The sequence below is a fragment of the Bradyrhizobium sp. CCBAU 25338 genome (assembly GCF_028128965.1).
Lineage (GTDB): Bacteria > Pseudomonadota > Alphaproteobacteria > Rhizobiales > Xanthobacteraceae > Bradyrhizobium > Bradyrhizobium liaoningense.
The window spans coordinates 406525-426721 of sequence record NZ_LFKY01000041.1; the positions used below are offsets into that span (position 1 = coordinate 406525).

Sequence of the window (20197 nt, forward strand, 5' to 3'; positions counted from 1 at the left end):
AGACTCGTATGTCAATCGGCACGATCATTCTGATCATTCTGATCATCGCCCTGCTTGGCGGCTTCAGCGGCATCGGCGGCGGGCCGTTCTACGGCACCGGCTATTATGGCGGCGGCGGCCTCGGGCTCGTCATCATCATCCTGCTGATCCTGCTGCTGATGGGACGGATCTAACAAAACGTGGATCGCGCAGGGTGGGCAAAGGCGCAACGCGCCATGCCCACCTTCCTCGCCACGACAGGGAAAGACGTGGGCACGCTTCGCTTTGCCCACCCTACGAGACCGGCCTTCGCCGCAACAGCGACAAACCTACTTCACCTTCGCCGCCAGCTTCTTCATCGCCGCCTTGATCGAAGCGGCGGCATCGTCATAGCCCTCCCATGCTTTCGATCGCGCCAGCAGGCCCGGCACGGTGCGTAGCGTGTAGCGCTTCGGGTCGAGATCGCTCTTCACTTGCGCCCAGGTGACCGGCATCGATACCGTGGCCCCGGCGCGCGCCCGCGGCGACAAGGGGGCCACCGCGGTCGACATGCGGTCGTTGCGCAGATAATCCAGGAAGATCTTTCCCTTGCGCAGCTTCTTCGACATGTTGAGCAGATAGCGTTCGGGATCGTCGTCGGCCATCCACTGACAGACGCCTTGTGCGAAGGCCTTGGCTTCCTTCCAGCTCACCTTGTCGCGCGCGCCGTGACGCAGCGGCACCACGACGTGCAGGCCCTTGCCACCCGTGGTCTTGCAGAAGCTGTCCATGCCGATGTCGGAAAGGCGCTGCCGCATCTCCTTGGCCGCCTCGACGACGTCGGCGAAGTCGACGTCGGGCGCGGGATCGAGATCGAACACCAGCCGGCCCGGCGTGTCATAGGCATAAGGCGCGCAATTCCAGGGATGCAGCTCGACGCCGCCGATCTGCGCCACGGCGGCGAGCCCCTCGATCCGATCGATCTGAAGGTAGGGCTTGCGGTCGCCGGAGACCCTTGCGAGCTCCAGAAGGTTCGACGTCCCCTGCATCGCATGGCGCTGGAAGAAGCATTCGCCCTTGATGCCATCCGGCGCGCGGATCAGCGAACACGGCCGGCCCTTGAGGTGCACGATCATCCATTCGCCGACGGCCTCGAGATAGCGGGCAAGGTCCAGCTTTGTGACGACGCCGCCATCGCCATCGTCGGGCCAGAGCTCCTTGTCCGGCTTGGAGATGATTACGCCCATGACCTCGGCATTTTGAGCGGTCTGCTTCGACTGCCGGCCCGCCTTCGTGCGCACCGCCTTCCTGGCGGAGGGCTCGGCGAGCTCGGTGTCGACGGGCGTCTCCGCCTCGACCTCCTCGGCAGGCTTGTCCTGCCGCAGTCCCTTGAACGCCGCCTGGCGAATGTTGCCGTCGGCGGTGAAGCCGGCGAACTCGATTTCGGCGACCAGCTCCGGCTTCAGCCAGTGCACGTCGCGGGTCTTCTTCGGCGCATTCTTGCCGCCGAAGGGGCTGTCCTTGGCCGCCATGGCTTTCAGCGCAGGCATGATGCGCTTGACCTTGTCCGCGCCGAAGCCGGTGCCGACCATGCCGACAAAGGCGAGATGATCGCCGCGCTGCACGCCCGCCATCAGCGAGCGGAACTTGCCGTTGGTGGTCTTGTAACCGCCGATCACCACCTCGTGGCCGGCGCGACATTTCGACTTGACCCAGCTCTCGGTGCGGCCGGACCGATAGGGCGCGTTCAGCTTCTTCGAGACGACGCCCTCAAGTTCGAGCTTGCAGGCCGATTGCAGCACGGCATCGCCGCCGCTCTCGAAATGCTCGACATAGCGGAGCTGGCTCGATTTCTGTTTGCGCGATTCCAGCAGTTTCTTGAGCTGCGCCTTGCGTTCGCCGAGCGACAGGCGGCGGTAGTCCTCGCCCTCGGCGAACAGCAGGTCGAAGGCAAAGAAGATCAGCTCGTCGGTCTTGCCGTCGGACAACGCAGCCTGCAGCGAGGAGAAGTTCGGCGCGCCGTTATGGTCGAGCGCGACGATCTCGCCGTCGATCATCACGTCGGGCAGCGCAGCCGCTTCCTTGGCAATGGAGGCGAACTTGCCGGTCCAGTCGAGACCCTTGCGCGTCTTCAGGGTCGCCTCGCCGTCCTCGACCCGGAGCTGCACCCGGTAGCCGTCGAACTTGATCTCGTGGCACCAGCCCTGGTCGGCCGGCGGCCGCTCCACCAGCGTACAGAGCTGCGGCGCGACGAAATCCGGCATCTCCGCGACCTTCCTGGCGTTCGTCGCGGTCGCGGCGCTCCTCTTCGCCGCTCTGCCGCCCTTCAGCACCGTGCGCGGCGCCGGCTTGACCGTGCGCCCTTTCGTCTCCTCGGCACGGTTGGATTGCCAGACTGCATCGGCCTTGCCCCTGGGACCCTTGGCCAGCATGAACGGCTTTGGCGCGCGGCCCTTGCCTTCGGCGATCTGCTCCATCGCGCGGCCGGAGGCGACGGACTTGTCCTGGTCGAGAACGTCGTTGTCCGCGCCTTCGCGGACATATTCGTCACGATGCTTGATCAGGAGCCAGTTGGCGCGCTTGCCGCCGGTGCGGTCGTTGCGCATGCGCACCAGGACCCAGCTTCCATGCAGCTTCTCGCCGTGCAGGGTGAACTTCAGATCTCCCTTCTTGAAGCCGGCTTCCGGATCGTCCGATTCCCACGTGCCGCGGTCCCACAGCATCACCGTGCCGCCGCCATATTGCCCTTCCGGAATCGTGCCTTCGAAATCGCCATAGTCGAGCGGATGGTCTTCCACCTCGACCGCCAGCCGCTTGTCGTGCGGATCGAGCGAGGGTCCTTTCGTCACCGCCCAAGACTTGAACACGCCGTCGAATTCGAGCCTGAGATCGTAGTGCAGGCGGCTGGCATCGTGCTTCTGGATGACGAAGCGCCGCTGCTTCGCCGGCGCCACTGCGCTCTTGCCCGATGGCTCGGGCGTCTTTTCGAAATCCCGCTTCTGTCGGTAAGTGGAGAGTTTTTGCAGCACGACCGGTCCCGCTTCTCTTTCGGCGTCCAAGCCTATCACGGCGAAAGTCCCGCCCGGAACCAAAACCCCACGGGACGGTTGGGGTTCCAAAACGCCTTGAAAACCCTGGAGAATGGAATGGCCCCGCGCGCCTATTGGAAGGGAACGTTGAAGCTGTCGCTGGTCAGTTGCCCGGTCGTGCTTTATCCGGCGACCACGGCGGCCGAAAAGACGCGGTTTCACCTGATCAACCGCGAGACCGGAAACCGGCTCAAGCAGCAGATGATCGATTCCGAGACCGGTGACGTCGTCGAGACCGACCAGAAGGGCCGCGGCTACGAGCTGCGCAAGGGCAAATATGTCGAGATCGAGCCGGAGGAGCTCGAAGCGGTCCAGATCGAGAGCAATCACACCATCGACATCGAGAGCTTCGTGCCGCGCGATGAGATCGACCAGCGCTATCTCAACCATCCCTACTACATCGCACCCGACGGCAAGGCCGCGGTCGACGCCTTCGCCGTGATCCGCGACGCCATGAAGGACGAGGAACGCGTCGCGCTCGCCAAGATCGTGCTGACCAACCGCGAGCATGTGATGGCGATCGAGCCGCTCGGCAAGGGCCTGCTCGGCACCACGCTGCGTTTCCCATACGAGCTGCGCGAGGAGGACCAGTTCTTCGACGACATCAAGAGCCCGAAGATCACCAAGGACATGGTCGAGCTCGCCGGCCATATCCTGCGCACCAAGGCGGCGCATTTCGACCCCAGCAAATTCAAGGACGAGTACGAGGACGCGCTGAAGGCGCTGGTGAAGCGCAAGGCCAGCGGCAAGAAGATCGAGCTGCCCGAGCCCGAGGAGCGACCGAGCAATGTCGTCAGCCTGATGGACGCGCTGAAGCAGAGCCTGAAGGGACGCGGCAAGAAGACGGCGACGAAGTCGCATGCGCGGCGGGCGACCGGACGGCATCGCGCCGCTAAGAAGACCCCCCGGTCGACGGCGAGGCACCGGAAGGCGGGCTAATCCGGCTCGACGTGAGCTCGCGGCTCAACCTCCGTCGTCATGCCCGGGCTTGACCCGGGCATCTACGTCTATCCCATGCGCTGATGCACGTGGATGGCCGGGACAAGCCCGGCCATGACGGCTCGCTTGACGGTGCTAATCCCCCGCCTTCAGCCGGTACCCGATCCCCGTTTCCGTCAGCACATATTGCGGCCGTTCCGGATCTGCTTCGATCTTCTGCCGGAGCTGCCGGATATAGACGCGCAGATATTGCGCATCCGTCAGCTCGTCCCAGAGCTCCCTCAGCAGGAAGCGGTGGGTGAGCACCTTGCCGGCATGCTGCACCAGCACGCGCAACAGGTCATACTCCTTCGGCGAGAGCTTCACTTCGCGCTCGCCGACCTTGACGATGCGGCGGACCAGATCGACGGAGAGATCGCCGGTGCGGAACACAGGGCGCTCGCCCTTGACCTGAAGCTGGTGGCGCAGCGCGGCGCGCAGGCGCGCCAAAAGCTCCTCCATGCCGAACGGCTTGGTCAGATAGTCGTCGGCGCCGAGATCGAGCGCCTGCACCTTGCCGGCTTCGTCGCCGCGGCTCGACAGCACCACGATCGGCACGCCTTCGTTGCGGGCGCGCATGGTGCGGAGCAGCTCATGCCCCTGAACGTCGGGCAGGCCGAGATCGAGGATGATCAGCGCCGGCCCTTCGTCAAGCTTCTCCAGCGCGGTCTTGCCGTTCGACGCCTCCAGGATCTCATAGCCTTGCGTCGTCAGCCCCATCCGCAGCAATTTGCGGATCGGCGGCTCGTCGTCGATGACCAGGACCTTGATCGGAGCAGCGCTCATGCGGCGGTATCCAATGCGTGGCTCTCTGCCGGAACGGGCAGGCGAATGGTGAGGACCGCGCCACTCCGCTCGCTGCGATTGGCAGCGGAGATCGTACCGTGCATCGCCTCGACGAAGCCGCGGGAGATGGCGAGCCCGAGCCCGGTGCCGGGACGGACGTGATCGCCCTTCTGCGCGCGATAGAACTTGTCGAACACGCTCTCTAGCTCGTCAGGCGGAATGCCGGCCCCCTCGTCAGCGATCTCGATCACGACATGACCGCTCTCGCGCCGGCCGCGAATCGAGATCGTGGTCTCGGGTGGCGAGTATTTTGCGGCATTGTCGAGCAGATTGAACACCACCTGCTCGAACAGCACGGCATCGAGCTGGAGCATCGGCAGATCGGCGGCCAGCACCAGCTCGACCTTGTGTCGGTTGAGGATCTTGCTGGCGCGCCGCAGCGCGCTGCCCACGATTTCGCCGAGATCGTGCAGCGCCGTGTTGGGCACGATAGCGCCGGATTCGAGCTTGGTCATGTCGAGCAGATTGGCAATGAAGCGGTTGAGCCGCTCGGATTCGTCAATCACTGTGGCGAGCAGGTCGCGCTTCTCGGTGTCGGAGAGGGCGCCGGCGAGATCGCGCATGGTTGAGGCCGCTCCCAACACGGAGGCGAGCGGCGTCTTCAGATCATGCGAGATCGAGGTCAACAGCGCCGAGCGCAGCCGTTCGGATTCGACCGTGCGCTTGACGCGGTCCATGTCCTCGACCAGCAGCACGCGCTCGATCGCGAGCGCGCCCTGGTCGACCAGCGCATCGAGCAGCCGGCGCTGGTCCGGCGTCAGCAGCGGGCCGGTGCGGTCGTTGTCGATGCCGATGACGCCGATCGGGCCGCGCCCGGTGCGCATCGGCAAGAACAGCCGCTTGGCGCCCGGCAACGTGTCCGAGCCGCGGCCGGCGGGGCGGTCGTTGCTCCAGGCCCAGTTGGCCGCAGCGAGGTCGGCCTGATCGAGCTCATCTTCGGGCGGATAGCCGGACTTCACCGTGAGCAGGCCCTCGTCCGGCAGCAGCAGCACCACGCGCACCTTCAGCATCAACGCGATCTGGTAGGCGGTCGCCCACAGCACGTCGTCGAGCGTGGCGGTGCCGGCGAGCTTGCGGCTGAAGGCATGGAGCTGCTCGGTCATCCTGATCCGGCCGATGGCGGTGTCGGCCTGGATGCGCACGCGCGCCGCGACATTCGAGACGATCATCGCGACCACCAGGAATAGCAGGAAGGCGGCGACATTGGTCGGGTCGGTGATCGTGAAGGTGTAGAGTGGCGGCAGGAAGAAAAAATTATAGCACAGGGAAGCCGCGACGGTCGCCAGCAGCGATGGCCATAGGCCATAGCGCACGGCAACCGCGACCACCGCCGTCAGCAGCACGAGGTCGACGTTCTCGATGCCGAAACGGGGCTGGATCAGCTCCGCGGCGCCGAGGCCGATCAGCACGATCCCGAGCGCCTTCAGATAGGGCAGCGGATTGAACGGCTCCGACCGCGCGGCGGTCTGCACCGCGGTCTTGGGCGCGGCCTCGCCGGGCATTTCGTCACCGGCGATGACGTGGACCGTGATGTTGCCGGCGCGGCGCACCAGGTCGTGCACGACGGAGCCGCGCGTCATCTCGAACCAGCGCGAGCGCGTCGACTTGCCGATCACGATCTGGGTGACGTTGTTGCCTTGCGCGAAATTGACGACGTCATCGGCGATACGGCGGCCGACGGCGGGAATGGTCAGCGCTTCGCCGCCGAGAGCTTCCGCCAGCCGCAACGTGTCGGCCAGCCGATCGCGCTCCTCGTCGGACAATTGCAGGGATCGCCGCGTCTCGATCGAGATCGCGGTGAACGGCGCATGCAGCCGGTCGGCCAGCCGCTTGGTGTAGCGCACGAGGCCGGCGGCGCGTGCATCCTCGCCGATGCAGACCAGGATGCGCTCACCCGCGGCCCAGGGCCCGGGAATCGCATTCGCCTGCATGTGGTTGAGGAGCTGCTCGTCGACCCGCTCGGCGGTGCGCCGCAGTGCGAGCTCACGGAGCGCGGTGAGGTTGCCCGGCGAGAAATAATGCTCCAGTGCCCGCTCGGCCTGCTTGGGCACATAGACCTTGCCCTCCTTCAGCCGCTGGATCAGATCGTCTGGCGTCAGGTCGATCAGCTCGATCGCATCGGCGCGGTCGAATACCGAATCCGGCACGGTCTCGCGGACCCTGACATGGGTGATCTGGGCAACGACGTCGTTGAGGCTCTCGATGTGTTGGATGTTGACGGCGGTGTAGACGTCGATGCCGTGGGAGAGCAGCTCCTCGACGTCGAGATAGCGCTTGGGATGGCGGCAAAGGGGCGCGTTGGTGTGGGCGAGCTCATCGACCAAAGCAATCTGCGGCCGCCGCGCGATCACCGCATCGAGATCCATCTCCTCGACAATCTGGCCGCGGTACTCCAGCCTCTTGCGCGGGACCACTTCGAGGCCGCGTACCAGCGCCTCGGTCTCGGCGCGGCCATGGGTTTCGACGAACCCGACCACGACATCGATGCCGGCCTTGCGCTTGGCATGGGCGCTTTGCAGCATCTCGTAGGTCTTGCCGACGCCGGGAGCGGCGCCGACGAAGATCTTCAGCTTGCCGCTCGCACTCTCCTCCCGGCGCGCGGCTTCCAGCAGCGCTTCGGGAGAGGGACGTTGTTCGGGATCGCGGCGCTCTCGGACCATCTCGCCAATATAATCATCTGCGCGCTGCGAGCCTAGACTGCTACTTCGCGGCCATGCGATCGAGCGCAAGATTCAGCGCCAGAACGTTAACCCTGGGTTCGCCGAGCAGGCCGAGCAGACGGCCTTCGGTGTTGGCGGTCACGAGCTGCTTGAGCTGATCCTCAGGCAGATTCCGCGCCTTTGCCACGCGCGGCACCTGGAATTGCGCCGCTTCCGGCGAGATGTTCGGATCGAGGCCGCTGGCCGAGGTCGTCACCAGGTCGACCGGCACGGCCGCGTTCGGATTCTCGCTCCTGAGCTTGTCCACATCTTCCTTGAGCCGGTCGGCCAGCGCCTTGCTGGTCGGGCCGAGGTTGGAGCCGCCCGAATTGGCGGCGTTGTAGGGGGCCGACACCGTCTTGGCCGAATCATTGGGGTCCGGCGCAAGCGTCGCCGAGGGACGGCCGTGGAAGTACTTGTCGTCCTTGAACTCCTGCCCGATCAGGGCGGAGCCGATCACCTTGCCGTCCTTCTCGATGAGGCTGCCCTGCGCCTGCACGGGAAACAACGTGCCGGCAATGGCGGTCATCGCGAGCGGATAGGCGAGGCCGGTGATGGCGGTGAGTGCGAGCAAGAGGACGATCGCGGGGCGGATTTCTCTGAGCATGTTGGGTCTCCAATTATTCTGTCACTGCGAGCTGGGAAGCCGGACCCTCACCCTGAGGAGCCGCGCCTGCGCGGCGTCTCGAAGGGCGAGGCCACCAGCCGGGCCTTCATCCTTCGACACGCGCGTTCCGCGTTCCTCAGGATGAGGGTCTGGCAGAATCGCCTCGTCGCTCGCGATGACATGTCAGGCCAGATGCAAGGCGGTCACCAGGAGGTCGATCGCCTTGATTCCGATGAAAGGGATGACGATTCCGCCCAGGCCATAGATCAGCAGGTTACGCCGGAGCAACGCACCGGCACCGACCGCGCGATAGGCGACGCCCTTCAGCGCGAGCGGGATCAGCGCAATGATGATCAACGCGTTGAAGATGATCGCCGACAGGATGGCGCTCTGCGGGCTCGACAGGTTCATGACGTTGAGCACGTTGAGCTGGGGGTAGAACGCCAGGAACATCGCCGGGATGATCGCAAAGTACTTGGCCACGTCGTTGGCGATCGAGAACGTCGTCAGCGCGCCGCGCGTCATCAAGAGCTGCTTGCCGATCTCGACCACCTCGATGAGCTTGGTCGGGTTCGAGTCGAGGTCGACCATGTTGCCGGCCTCGCGGGCGGCCTGGGTGCCGGTGTTCATGGCGACACCGACGTCGGCCTGGGCGAGCGCCGGCGCGTCGTTGGTGCCGTCGCCGCACATGGCGACCAGCTTGCCCTTGGCCTGCTCGTCGCGGATCAGCTTGAGCTTGTCCTCGGGAGTTGCCTGCGCCAGGAAGTCGTCGACGCCGGCCTCGGCCGCGATGGCGGCAGCCGTCATCGGATTGTCGCCGGTGATCATGATGGTGCGGATGCCCATGCGACGCAGCTCCGCGAAGCGCTCGCGAATGCCGCCCTTGACGATGTCCTTGAGCTGGACGATCCCGAGCAGCTTGCCGTCCTTGGCGACGGCCAGCGGCGTGCCGCCGGACTTCGACACGTCATCGGCGATGGCCTGGATCTCGCGGCCGAGCTCGGAAAGCGCGGCAGACTGCATCGCCCGCGCCGCGTTGCCGGAAGCGACCGCGGTCGGAGCGCCGCCGCCGACATAGTTCAGCATGGCATCGACCGCACCCTTGCGCACCGACGAGCCGCCGGCATCGACGCCGCTCATGCGGGTCTGCGCCGTGAACGGAATGAAGGTGGCCCCCAATTCGGCCATGTCGCGGCCGCGGATGCCATACTTCTCCTTCGCCAGCACGACGATGGAGCGACCTTCCGGTGTCTCGTCCGCCAGCGAGGCGAGCTGGGCGGCATCGGCCAACTCCTGCTCGGTCACACCGCGCACGGGACGGAACGCGGTCGCCTGCCGGTTGCCGAGGGTGATGGTGCCGGTCTTGTCGAGCAACAGTGTGTCGACGTCGCCGGCCGCCTCGACCGCGCGGCCAGACATCGCCAGCACGTTGAAGCGGACCAGGCGGTCCATGCCGGCGATGCCGATCGCCGACAGCAGCGCGCCGATGGTGGTCGGGATCAGCGTCACGAACAGCGCCACCAGCACGATGACCGAGATCGAGCCGCCGGCATAGGCCGCGTAGCTCGGGATCGTCACGGTGGCGAACACGAAGATGATGGTGAGGCCGGCGAGCAGAATGTTGAGCGCGATCTCGTTCGGCGTCTTCTGCCGCTCCGCGCCCTCGACCAGCTTGATCATGCGGTCGATGAAGGTCGAACCCTGGGCTGCCGTGATGCGGACGCGGATCCAGTCCGACAGAACCTGCGTGCCGCCGGTCACCGCCGAACGGTCGCCGCCGGATTCGCGGATCACGGGCGCCGACTCGCCCGTGATGGCGGCTTCGTTGACGGAGGCGACGCCCTCGATCACCTCACCGTCCGAGGGGATCGTGTCGCCCGCCTCGACCAGCACGAGATCGCCGACCTTCAGGCTCGTGCCGGGCACGAGCTTGTAATCGCGGCTCGCGCCGCTCAGGAGCTTGGCCTGGCTCTCGGTGCGGGTCTTGCGCAGCGTCTCGGCCTGCGCCTTGCCCCGGCCCTCGGCCACTGCTTCGGCAAGGTTGGCGAACAGCACGGTGAACCACAGCCAGAGGATGATCTGGAAGGTGAATCCGAGATTTTCCCCGCCGGTCAGGAGATCGCGCAGGAAGATCACGGTGGTGAGCGCGGCAACGATCTCGACCACGAACATGACCGGGTTCTTGATCATGGCGCGTGGATCGAGCTTGGCGAAAGCCGCGCCGATCGCCGGCATCACGATCCTGGGATCCAGCATCGCCGACACCGGCATGCGCTTGTTGGGTTTATGGACGGGTTCCATGGAGGTCACTCCGAAAGAGCTGGATCAGAACAGGTTGCCGGCGTTCATCGCGAGGTGCTCGACGATGGGGCCGAGCGCGAGCGCCGGGAAGAAGGTCAGGCCGCCCATGATCAGGATGACGCCGACGACGAGGCCGACGAACAGGCCTCCGGTGGTCGGGAACGTGCCCATCGACGGCGGGATCGATTTCTTCGCCGCGAGCGATCCCGCGATCGCCATCGCCGGCACGATCATGAAGAAGCGGCCGACGAACATCGCGCTGGCGAGCGTGAGATTGTAGAAGAAGGTGTTGCCGGTGAGGCCCGCGAAGGCCGAGCCGTTGTTCCCCGTCCCCGAGGTGAAGGCGTACAGCACTTCGGTGAAGCCGTGCGGTCCGGCATTCGCCATGGAGGCGACCGCCGCCGGATAGACCACGCCGACGGCGGTCCAGCCGAGAATCATCAGCGGCAGGACGAGAATGGCGAGCATCGCCATCTTGACCTCGCGCGCCTCGATCTTCTTGCCGACATATTCCGGCGTGCGGCCGACCATCAGGCCCGCGACGAAGATCGCGAGGATGACGAACAGCAGCATGCCGTACATGCCGGCACCGACGCCGCCGACGATGATCTCACCGAGCTGCATGTTGATCAGCGGGATCATGCCGCCGAGCGCCGTGAAGCTGTCGTGCATGGCGTTGACGGCACCGCAGGAGGCGGCCGTGGTGATCACGGCGAACAGCGAGGACGCGACGATGCCGAAGCGGACCTCCTTGCCTTCCATGTTGCCGCCGGTCAGGCCCAGCGCATGCATGGTCGAGGTGCCGTTGGCTTCCGCCCAATAGCAGACGCCAACGCCGGCAACGAACAGGACGCCCATCACGGCGAGGATCGCCCAGCCCTGGCGCTGGTTGCCGACCATGCGGCCGAACACGTTGGTCAGCGCGGCGCCAAGCACGAAGATCGACAGCATCTGTACGAAGTTCGACAGCGCAGTCGGGTTCTCGAAGGGGTGCGACGCATTGGCGTTGAAGAAGCCGCCGCCATTAGTGCCGAGCATCTTGATCGCAACCTGCGAGGCGACCGGGCCGACCGCGATGGTCTGCTTGGCGCCTTCGAGCGTGGTCGCCTCGACATAGGCGCCGAGCGTCTGCGGCATGCCCTGCCAGACCAGGAACAGCGTGTAGACGATGCAGATCGGCAGCAGGACATAGAGCGTGCAGCGGGTCACATCGACCCAGAAATTGCCGACGGTGCGAACCGAGGCGCGGGCAAAGCCGCGGATCAGCGCGACCGCGAGCACGATGCCGGTCGCCGCCGACAGGAAATTCTGGTGCGTGAGGCCGACCATCTGGGTCAGATAGGACAGCGTGCTCTCGCCGCCGTAGTTCTGCCAGTTGGTGTTGGTGATGAAGGAAATCGCGGTGTTGAACGACAGATCTTCGGCGACCGCGGACTGCCCAGCCGGATTGAAGGGCAGCATGGCCTGGAGCCGCATCAGACCGTAGATGATGAGGAAGCCGCCGACATGAAACAACAGCATGGCGACCGTGTAGGTCATCCAGTGCTGCTCCCGCCTCTCGTCGACACCGGAAATCCAATAGATGCCGGCCTCGATCGGGCGCAGGACGGGCGACAGGAACGTGCGCTCGCCGTTGAACACGCGCGTCATGTACCAGCCGAGCGGCTTGGTCAGCGCGACGACGATCGCACAATAAAGAATGATCTGGAACCAACCGATGACAGTCATGACATCAACCCTTCAGGCTTCGGGTCCGGCGCAATAGCGGCAGGAGCAGCGCAAGCAGGCCCGCGACGAGCGCAGCGTCGGCCAGCAGCAATTCGACGAGCAGCAGCACGGCGTCAGAACCGTTCGGGCCGCAGCAGTGCGTAGGTGAGATAGATCAGGAGGCCGAACGAGACGGCGCCGGCGAGCGTATAGTCGAAGATCATGGTCCGCTCCGTCACAGCCGTTCGCAGGCGTAGGTGTAGCCGATCGCGAGCGCGAAGAAGCCGAAGGCCAGCGCCAGCATCAGAAGGTCCATCATGACGATACTCCTCGGTTGAGACGTTTCCGGCATGGCCCGTCTCTGGATTCCGGCGGGCCGCTTGCCGCGATCGAACGCAGCGCGGCCGGGAACTTCACCGCGCTGACATGCCACCGCGCACATAGGTTTTCGAGATGGGGCCTATGGCGACGTTATAGGAATCTCATAAAGGCCGGCACGCCATGACCGGCGGCGACGTGACGCCGGCAATGCTTTCCAGGCGGTCGTTCCGGGCCGGCACCGCAGCGGCGCGGCCCACCATCGCTCTCGCAATCGTGGTTACAGCAAGCCGTGGTCAAGGTCTTTTCAAAAAGCCCTGCTTCTATAAGCCGCCACCTTCCGCGCAGATGACAGTCGAAGATCCGGCGCCTGGACGGAATACTCCATGTACTTATGAGATCCCTATATCTCTCGCCCGATCCCTATCTCGTTTTCAAATGCGCTCCGGCCCATCTTGGAGAAGCCGGCCGACTGACCGACGCCAACTCCAGGAGGCCTGACATGACCGCTGCTCTCCGACGCTACGATCCGCCATCACTCGGCGACCGCTTGTGCTATGCGCAGGTGATGACACGGCCGTTGATGATCGAGATCTTCGAACAGGCCTGCCGGCGCATCACCTCGCTCGACCAGAACGGCCGCACCGTACGCCTCACGCGCCTGATCGACGCCGAGGCATGGGCCGACGCGGCGCTGCTGCTGATGGAGCTGGAGCTGCCGATGTGGCAGGTCCGCCGCATCGCCTATGACGAGGGCGAGTGGCATTGCGCGCTCTCGCGCGAGCGCGAGCTGCCGGACTGGCTGGATGCCGCGGTCGAGGCGCGCCATGCCGACCTCGCGCTCGCCCTGCTGTCGGCGTTCCTCGAGGTGCGGGCGCTGGCGGCGGATGTATCGCGGCCGAGCGTTCCTTCCGTTCGTCCCGTCCCGGATCCGCTCTGCGAGCCGGTGATCTGCGACAATTTCGGCTAGACTCGCCCGACGGATCGACGCCATGCCGCAAGCTCCGGACATGCCGCGCATGCTGAGCCCGTCGCGCGTGATCGTGCGTTTCGCCGTCCGCCTCGTGCTGCTCATGGGCTTTGCCGCATTCGGCAGCGTCGGCTTCGGCCGGAGCCTCGCCGTCCTGCTCTGGGTGTCGATCGTCCTGTGCGCACTCGCCAGCCTCGTCAGGCGGGAGCCGCTGTTCGGGGCTGCGCTCAATCATTGGGACGAAGCTGTCGCGTTCGGCGCGCTGTTCGCGCTGGTCCACGTCGTCATTGATCCGGCCTGAATGGCACAGTTCCGGCTTTATGATCTTCCTATGAAATCGCGGCTCACCCGCCCTCGAAATCATATTCGCGACTGAGGATATTGAGCACGCCGGCGAGGACCTCGTCCGAGTCCGGCGTCGTTCAGAAGGATCAAACCCGTGAAACTCGTCGAACCTCCCTCGTGCAGCTCGCCTTCGACCATCGTCTTCATCGGCCGCAATCGCCGGGGACAATGGGTCGCTCAAGAGCAGAACGGCCTCTATGGCGGCCTGTTCGTCAGCCGCGCCCAGGCGATCAAATATGCGCTGTTCGAGAACGGACAGCATCCCGAAACCATCGTCGAGCTGCCGCGCGAGATCGAGCTCGACATGGGCAGGCGCCCCAACGCCACCGTCGCGCAGCGCGCCGCCTGAGCCAGCGCCAACAGGGGAAAACCAATGCTCATCCCTCCCGCCGCCTGGTTCACCGGATTCATTCCTGACCTGCCGACCCCGTTCGACGCGGCAGATGCGATCGATCTCAAGGCATTCGCCGCACTGTGCGAGCGACAGGTCGCGGCCGGCGTTCCCGCCATCGTGGTCTGCGAGACGGCCGGGGAAGCGCCGACGCTCTCGCCGGCCGAGCAGGAGCTCGTCATTCGCACCGCGGTCGACGTCGCTCGCGGCCGCGTGCGGATCATCGCAGGCGCGGTATCCAACGCAACCAGCCACGCCATCGAGCTTGCGCGGCGCGCGGAGGCGGCCGGCGCCGATGCCGTCATGTCGGTCGTGCCCGCCTACAACAAGCCGATGCAGGAAGGTATGCTCGCGCATTTCCGCACCATCGCCGGTGCGATCGGACTGCCCGTGATCCTGCACGACAATCCCTCCCGCACGCTGCGCCCGCTCGCCGACGAGACGCTTCTGCGTCTGGTCGAGTCCCGCCAGTTCGTCGGGCTGCGCGATGGCAGCGGTGACATCGCCCGTCCGATGCGGCTGTCCCGCAACTTGCCGGCAAGTTTTCGCTTTCTCTCCGGCGACGACACCACCGCATTCGGCTTCATCGCGGACGGCGGCGACGGCGCGATCTCGGAAGTCGCCAACATCGCGCCGGATCTCTGTCGCACGATCTTCTCGCATGTCAGGCAGGGTCGGCTGCAATCCGCGCGTTATCTGCACAAGCGCCTGATCCCGCTCATCGCCTGCCTGTCCAGGGAAAGTCCGGCCGCGCTCAAATACGGTCTCAACATCCTTGGCTTGATGTCCGCCGCGACCAGGCTTCCGATCGTGCCGCTGGACGCAGCCGCGCAGAGAGGCGTTGTGCGCGCATTCGCTGCGATCGCCGACGAAGAATTGATCGACAGCGTCGGAGCCTGACGCGGCGAGCCCGTCCGGAATTGCATGATCAACCCGCTCGATGGATCTGACAGGCTGCTCCACGCCTGGAAGCTGGCGCTGCTGCGCTTTGCCGTGACGCGGGATGAAGCCGACAGGCTCAACGTTGCAGCACTCGCGGCGGAGCTCGATCGCCTCGGGGACGGCGCACCGCCGACGAGACGTTCCACTTCTTCCGGCGAACCAGTTCCCAGCTCTGCGCGGCGATCAGCGGGCAGCCACAGAACGCGGCGGACATCCTGGACCGGTTCTGCAAGCAGATCGAGGAGCCGCGGCTGCGCCTCGCCTTTGCCGCGGCGGTCGGGATCACGCATTCGGATCCCGCGCCGTCTCAGGTCCCCCGACCGAAGCGGAACCCCGATCTCTTCAGAGGGCTGCCGGCGCGAGGATCGGCATCTTTATGACATTCCTATGCGGATGCGCCGGCGCTCATCTCGCAATCCTACGCAACGATGGACATCATAAGCAGCAGATTGGAGCGGCCGTCTCGCTGCGCCAAGGACAAGGACTTCCACGATGTCGATCCTGACACATGGTTTCGACCGGCCCTTCGGGGCCAAACGCACGGCGCGCATCTCCGAAGCGCGCAAGGCCCGGCTCGAGCGTATCGCGCTCCAGGCGCTCGGCCTGCTCTCGACGGGCAGCGTGCTCACCGCGCTGATCGCGCTGAGAACCGCAATCCATGTCTGGCATCTCCCCGCCTGACCGGTGCGGCAGACGTCATGACCTTGCAGATGTGTGAGGAGGCCGCCATGGCCGCGATCGCCCTTCAAGCCGTGCACCGCCTGCCGGAGTCGCGAACGACGACGCCTGAAATCGGCGCGACGACGGCCCTGAAGCCACTCGACCCTGATGTCGTCAGTGCCGCCATTCCCGCTTTTTTCATCGGACGAAACCGTGCCGGGCTCTGGGTGGCCCGCGAGGCCAGGGGGCGCGTCGGCGGCCTCTTCCTGTTCAGGAGTTCCGCGATCGATTTCGCCAACCGGCAGAGCGCGCCGGCACGATGAGCGCTGGTGTTTCCTGCCGAGACCTTCGAGCTCGACGTCGCGAACCATGGCAATCCGCTGGGCGCGCTGGCGGCGCGATGGCTGAGCGGGGTGAAGCGGCGCCTGGCGCGCCTTGCGAGGTAACGACATGGTCGAGCTCAAGATCGTCATCCTGGTCGCATTGATGGGCGCGTTGCTGCTCGGCATGCGCGCCACTACGAACCCGACCTCGGACGGCTAGCATGCAGCCCTTCAGGGGAACTCTGGAGCAGGCAGTCAGCGTGACCATTCTGACGATGATGCTGAGCCTGGTCTGGGGCGGCATCCTGACGCTCGTGATCACGCTGGTGGCCCGCGGGCTTGGAGTCTAGCTCATCCGCTCCGCTTCGATCAGCCGTGCCAGCTCCGCCGCGGTGACCTCGATCGGCCGGCGGCTACGCTCGACGCGGGCCTGGATCAATGCGCCCTGCAGCGCCGACGTGCAGAGCACGGCCAGCGCCTCCGCCCGCGGCCTGGCGAAGCCGTCGGAAACCAGCTTGTCACGCAGGATCGATAGACGCGCCGCATAGGCCTTGCGACCGGCCTCCGACACGGCCCGTTCGCGCGGCGCAAGCTCGAGCAGGACGGTCGTGATCGGGCAGCCGTTGCGGAAGCCGGAGCCCTGCATCCAGCTCGCCAGCAGCCTTGCGTGCGCGCGCAGGAGCTCGCCGGTCGAGCCGCACTCCGCCGCGAGCTTGGCGACCGTCTCCGCGACGCGGCGGCCCGCCTCCTCCACCGCTGCCACCGCGATCGAGGATTTTCCGTCCGGAAAGTAATGGTAGAGCGAGCCCTTCGGCGCGCCGCTGACGTCGACGATGTCGTTGAGGCCGGTGCGGGCAAATCCCTGCCGGCGGAACAGGGTCACCGCGGCATTGATGATGGGCTGACGGTGCTTTGGCACGGCCGGCATCGTACTCTCCTTCGGTCAAGAATTATATTGATTGGTCTACATCAGCCTCCGACAGTCAAGACATGACCATGACAGGGAGAGGCAGATGCCCAAGGGAGTGACCTACGAACTCAGAGACGGCGTGGCGCGAATCGGGCTCGACGACGGCAAGGTCAATGCGATGTCGGCCGCGATGCTGGGCGAGATCGCGGCCGCCTTCGACCGTGCCGAGATGGAAGCGGAGATCGTGGTGCTGCGCTCGGCGCGGCCGGGCGTCTTTTCCGCGGGCTTCGACCTGAAAGTGTTCGCCTCGGGCGATGCCGCCAGGAGCCTCGAGATGGTCCGGGCCGGCGCGGAGCTTGCGCTGCGGCTGATGTCGTTTCCGCACCCGACCATCGGCGTGATGGAGGGCCATGCTTACCCGATGGGGACGTTCCTGCTGCTCGCCTGCGACGTCAGGCTCGGCGCCCGCGGATCGCACCGCATGGGGCTGAACGAGGTCGCGATCGGCATCGCGCCACCCAGCTTTGCCATCGAGCTCGCGCGCAGCCGCCTGCATCCGGCCTGGCTCAGCCGGACCGCCACGCTGGGCGAGATGTACGAGCCGGAGGAGGCGTTGACCGCTGGCCTTCTCGATCGCGTGGTCGCGCCGGAGATGGTCGACACCACGCTCGATAAGATCATCGCTGGCTTGCGCGCCATCCACAAGCCGTCGCATGCAACCGCCAAGAGGCGCCTGCGCCAGCCGGCCATGGACGCCATGCGCATGGCGATCGACCGCGAGCTGACCATGGCTGCCTACGAGGCGAGCAACCGCGCCCGCAGCGCCGTCGCGATGCCCGGTTAGGCCGCGTCTCCCACGGAAAGGGCCGACCCGATCTGGCGCAGTTTCACGGAAGCGTGTAGATCGGTTTCATGAGCACCAGCAACGTCAACGTCGTCGTCCACCCCCTGGTCCAGCACAAGCTCTCCCTGATGCGGGAGAAGGACCGCTCGACCAAGAGCTTTCGCGAGATCCTGAACGAGATCGGGATGCTGCTCTGCTACGAGGTGACGCGCGACCTGCCGCTGGAGCTGGTCGATATCGAGACGCCGATCGCGCCGGTGCGGGCGCCGAAGATCGCCGGCAAGAAGCTCACGCTGGCGCCGATCCTGCGTGCCGGCGTCGGCTTCCTCGACGGCATGCTCGCCTTGATGCCTTCGGCGCGCATCGCCCATATCGGGCTCTACCGCGACCCCGAGACGTTGCAGGCCGTGGAATATTACTTCAAGGCGCCGCAGGACCTGTCCGACCGCACCGTGATCCTGATGGACCCGATGCTGGCGACCGGCAACTCGGCCTGCGCCGGCGCCTCCCTGCTCAAGGCGCGCGGCGCCCGCGACATCCGTTTCGTCTGTCTTCTGGCCGCACCCGAGGGCATCGCCCAGTTTCAGAGCGAGCATGGCGACGTGCCGATCTGGACCGCCGCAATCGACGAGCGGCTCAACGACCACGGCTACATCGTGCCGGGCCTGGGCGATGCCGGCGACCGGATGTTCGGCACCAAGTAGACAGCTTGGCGCGATCGGGTTACTCCGATTGCCATGAGCGCCAACGATTTTTCGCTGCAATCGCTGATCCGGACCGAGGCCGCCGATCCCGCCCTGGTATTCGACGGCACGCCCGTCTCTCGCGCGGAATTCTCGACGAAGGTCGAGCAGACCGCCGCCTGGCTTGCGGCCCAAGGCATCGGCAAGGGCGACGTCGTCGCGGTCTGGCTGGTCAACCGGATTGAATGGCTGGCACTGCTGTTCGCCGCCGCACGGCTCGGCGCGGTCGTCGCGGCCGTCAATACGCGCTACCGCAGCGCGGAAGTCGCGCACCTGCTCAAGGTGTCCGCTGCCAGGCTGATGGTGGTCGAGGCCGCATTCCGCGCGATCGACTTTGCCGCCATCCTCGCCGATATCGCCAAGGCCGAGGTGCCCGCGCTGCAAAAGCTTGCCGTGGTCGGCGCGGATGCGATCCCGGCACACTGGCCCTGCGTGCGGTTCGATGCCTTCGACAAGTCCTATCCGCTGGCTCCGCCTGCTCAAGGTGACGTCGACCTGCCGGTGCTGCTCTACACGACATCAGGCACGACCAAGGGACCGAAGCTCGTCGCACATTCGCAGCGGACGCTGGCGACGCACGCCGCCTCCGTCGCCCAGGCGCTCCGGCTCGATCACCAGCGTCACTCGCTGCTGGCCATGCTGCCGTTCTGCGGCACCTTCGGCATGACCAGCCTGCTCGGCTTCATCGCAGCCGGCGCGACCATTCATGTGCTCGACGCCTTCGAGGCGGCGCCAGCCCTGAAGATCCTTGGCGAGCACGGGATCACGCACTCCTTCGGCTCGGACGAGATGTTCCGCCGCATCCTCGCCCTCACCGATGAGCCACGCCCATTTCCAAATCTCGAGGTCTGCGGCTTCGCCGCGTTTCAGCCCGGCTGGCGCGAGCTTGCAGCGGAGGCCGAGACGCGCGGCATGCCGTTGTTCGGCCTCTACGGCTCGAGCGAGGTGCAGGCGCTGTTTTCGATCGCCCGCGCCGATGATGCCTTCGGCGACCGCCTCGAGGGCGGCGGCTGGCCAATGTCGCCAAATGCGAGAGTCCGCGTCCGCGACATCGAGACCGGCGAGCTTGCGGCCCAGGGCGTCTCCGGGGAGATCGAGATCAGCGCACCATCACGCTTCCTCGGCTATTTCAACAATCCCGAGGCGACGCGCGAAGCGATCACCGCCGACGGGTTCTTCCGCACCGGCGACATCGGCCGGCTGCGCGGCGACGGCTCCTTCGCCTACGAGACCCGCGCCGGCGATGCAATGCGGCTCGGCGGTTTCCTGGTCGCGCCCGGCGAGATCGAGGACGAGCTCAAATCGTGCACCGGCGTTGCCGACGCCCAGGTGGTTGCAGTCGATCTGAAGGGCCAGGCGCGCTGCGTCGCCTTCGTGATCCCGGCAAGGCAGCCGCCGCAGCAGGAAGCGATCACGGCGCGTCTGCGCGAGCGGCTCGCCGGCTACAAGGTGCCGGCGCGGATCTATGTCGTCGACGCTTTCCCCGTCACCGACAGCGCCAACGGCGTCAAGATCCAGCGCGCGAGGCTCCGTGCCATCGCGATGGAGCGGATCGCTGCCGAATAG

20 protein-coding genes are annotated in these 20197 nt (G+C 65.8%); 12 read left to right on the forward strand and 8 right to left on the reverse strand.

Annotated elements, in window-relative coordinates; all coding sequences use genetic code 11:
* The first annotated feature begins 8 nt into the window (after window positions 1-8).
* On the forward strand, window positions 9-173 hold the full coding sequence (locus ACM42_RS28895) for a DUF3309 family protein (RefSeq protein WP_074117325.1): 165 nt from the start codon (window positions 9-11) through the stop codon (window positions 171-173).
* A 135-nt stretch (window positions 174-308) separates the two neighbouring features.
* On the opposite strand, the gene ligD is transcribed toward ACM42_RS28895, so the two are convergent.
* Window positions 309-2987, reverse strand: coding sequence for a DNA ligase D (gene ligD / locus ACM42_RS28900; protein ID WP_271531180.1), 2679 nt, complete (start codon window positions 2985-2987; stop codon window positions 309-311).
* Between the two features lie 117 nt (window positions 2988-3104).
* On the opposite strand from ligD, the gene ku reads away from it, so the two are divergent.
* Window positions 3105-3986, forward strand: coding sequence for a non-homologous end joining protein Ku (gene ku, locus ACM42_RS28905; protein ID WP_271531028.1), 882 nt, complete (start codon window positions 3105-3107; stop codon window positions 3984-3986).
* Window positions 3987-4121: 135 nt separating this feature from the next.
* Here ku and ACM42_RS28910 read toward each other — a convergent pair whose 3' ends face one another.
* From ACM42_RS28910 to ACM42_RS28935, 6 genes are all read right to left on the reverse strand, one after another.
* Window positions 4122-4811, reverse strand: a complete 690-nt coding sequence (locus ACM42_RS28910) for a response regulator transcription factor (protein WP_271531029.1) — start codon at window positions 4809-4811, stop codon at window positions 4122-4124.
* The gene (locus ACM42_RS28915) at window positions 4808-7531 is read right to left on the reverse strand and encodes a sensor histidine kinase (RefSeq protein ID WP_271531030.1); all 2724 of its coding nucleotides are present in this window, start codon (window positions 7529-7531) and stop codon (window positions 4808-4810) included. Before ACM42_RS28915 ends, ACM42_RS28910 begins: the two co-directional genes overlap by 4 nt.
* 40 nt (window positions 7532-7571) lie before the next feature.
* Window positions 7572-8177, reverse strand: coding sequence for a K(+)-transporting ATPase subunit C (locus tag ACM42_RS28920; RefSeq protein ID WP_271531031.1), 606 nt, complete (start codon window positions 8175-8177; stop codon window positions 7572-7574).
* A 183-nt stretch (window positions 8178-8360) separates the two neighbouring features.
* The gene (gene kdpB / locus ACM42_RS28925) at window positions 8361-10478 is read right to left on the reverse strand and encodes a potassium-transporting ATPase subunit KdpB (RefSeq protein ID WP_271531032.1); all 2118 of its coding nucleotides are present in this window, start codon (window positions 10476-10478) and stop codon (window positions 8361-8363) included.
* Window positions 10479-10502: 24 nt separating this feature from the next.
* Window positions 10503-12206 carry a potassium-transporting ATPase subunit KdpA gene (gene kdpA, locus ACM42_RS28930; protein ID WP_271531033.1) on the reverse strand — a complete coding sequence of 568 codons (1704 nt, stop codon included), beginning with the start codon at window positions 12204-12206 and terminating at the stop codon, window positions 10503-10505.
* Window positions 12207-12319: 113 nt separating this feature from the next.
* On the reverse strand, window positions 12320-12409 hold the full coding sequence (locus tag ACM42_RS28935; RefSeq protein WP_035677463.1) for a K(+)-transporting ATPase subunit F: 90 nt from the start codon (window positions 12407-12409) through the stop codon (window positions 12320-12322).
* A 596-nt stretch (window positions 12410-13005) separates the two neighbouring features.
* On the opposite strand from ACM42_RS28935, the gene ACM42_RS28940 reads away from it, so the two are divergent.
* The 7 genes from ACM42_RS28940 to ACM42_RS28970 all read left to right on the forward strand — a co-directional run bounded on the left by ACM42_RS28940 (window position 13006) and on the right by ACM42_RS28970 (window position 16484).
* On the forward strand, window positions 13006-13473 hold the full coding sequence (locus ACM42_RS28940) for a hypothetical protein (RefSeq protein ID WP_271531034.1): 468 nt from the start codon (window positions 13006-13008) through the stop codon (window positions 13471-13473).
* Window positions 13474-13495: 22 nt separating this feature from the next.
* The gene (locus tag ACM42_RS28945) at window positions 13496-13774 is read left to right on the forward strand and encodes a hypothetical protein (RefSeq protein ID WP_271531035.1); all 279 of its coding nucleotides are present in this window, start codon (window positions 13496-13498) and stop codon (window positions 13772-13774) included.
* Between the two features lie 138 nt (window positions 13775-13912).
* Window positions 13913-14167 carry a hypothetical protein gene (locus tag ACM42_RS28950; RefSeq protein WP_271531036.1) on the forward strand — a complete coding sequence of 85 codons (255 nt, stop codon included), beginning with the start codon at window positions 13913-13915 and terminating at the stop codon, window positions 14165-14167.
* Between the two features lie 24 nt (window positions 14168-14191).
* Window positions 14192-15109: a 4-hydroxy-tetrahydrodipicolinate synthase gene (dapA, locus tag ACM42_RS28955; protein WP_271531037.1), complete on the forward strand. Its 918-nt coding sequence runs from the start codon at window positions 14192-14194 to the stop codon at window positions 15107-15109.
* A 534-nt stretch (window positions 15110-15643) separates the two neighbouring features.
* A complete protein-coding gene (locus ACM42_RS28960) occupies window positions 15644-15832 on the forward strand; it encodes a hypothetical protein (protein WP_271531038.1) in 189 nt (62 codons plus the stop codon).
* 47 nt (window positions 15833-15879) lie between these two features.
* Window positions 15880-16134 carry a hypothetical protein gene (locus ACM42_RS28965; protein WP_271531039.1) on the forward strand — a complete coding sequence of 85 codons (255 nt, stop codon included), beginning with the start codon at window positions 15880-15882 and terminating at the stop codon, window positions 16132-16134.
* A gap of 221 nt (window positions 16135-16355) precedes the next feature.
* Window positions 16356-16484: a hypothetical protein gene (locus ACM42_RS28970; protein WP_271531040.1), complete on the forward strand. Its 129-nt coding sequence runs from the start codon at window positions 16356-16358 to the stop codon at window positions 16482-16484.
* Here the strand turns inward: ACM42_RS28970 and ACM42_RS28975 are convergent.
* Window positions 16481-17062: a TetR/AcrR family transcriptional regulator gene (locus ACM42_RS28975; RefSeq protein ID WP_271531041.1), complete on the reverse strand. Its 582-nt coding sequence runs from the start codon at window positions 17060-17062 to the stop codon at window positions 16481-16483. The genes ACM42_RS28970 and ACM42_RS28975 overlap by 4 nt on opposite strands.
* An 85-nt stretch (window positions 17063-17147) precedes the next feature.
* Between ACM42_RS28975 and ACM42_RS28980 the strand changes: the two genes are divergently transcribed.
* From ACM42_RS28980 to ACM42_RS28990, 3 genes are all read left to right on the forward strand, one after another.
* On the forward strand, window positions 17148-17888 hold the full coding sequence (locus ACM42_RS28980; protein ID WP_271531042.1) for a crotonase/enoyl-CoA hydratase family protein: 741 nt from the start codon (window positions 17148-17150) through the stop codon (window positions 17886-17888).
* A 68-nt stretch (window positions 17889-17956) separates the two neighbouring features.
* Window positions 17957-18592 carry a uracil phosphoribosyltransferase gene (gene upp, locus ACM42_RS28985; protein ID WP_271531043.1) on the forward strand — a complete coding sequence of 212 codons (636 nt, stop codon included), beginning with the start codon at window positions 17957-17959 and terminating at the stop codon, window positions 18590-18592.
* A 33-nt stretch (window positions 18593-18625) separates the two neighbouring features.
* Complete coding sequence (locus ACM42_RS28990; RefSeq protein ID WP_271531044.1) at window positions 18626-20197, forward strand: AMP-binding protein; 1572 nt, start codon at window positions 18626-18628, stop codon at window positions 20195-20197.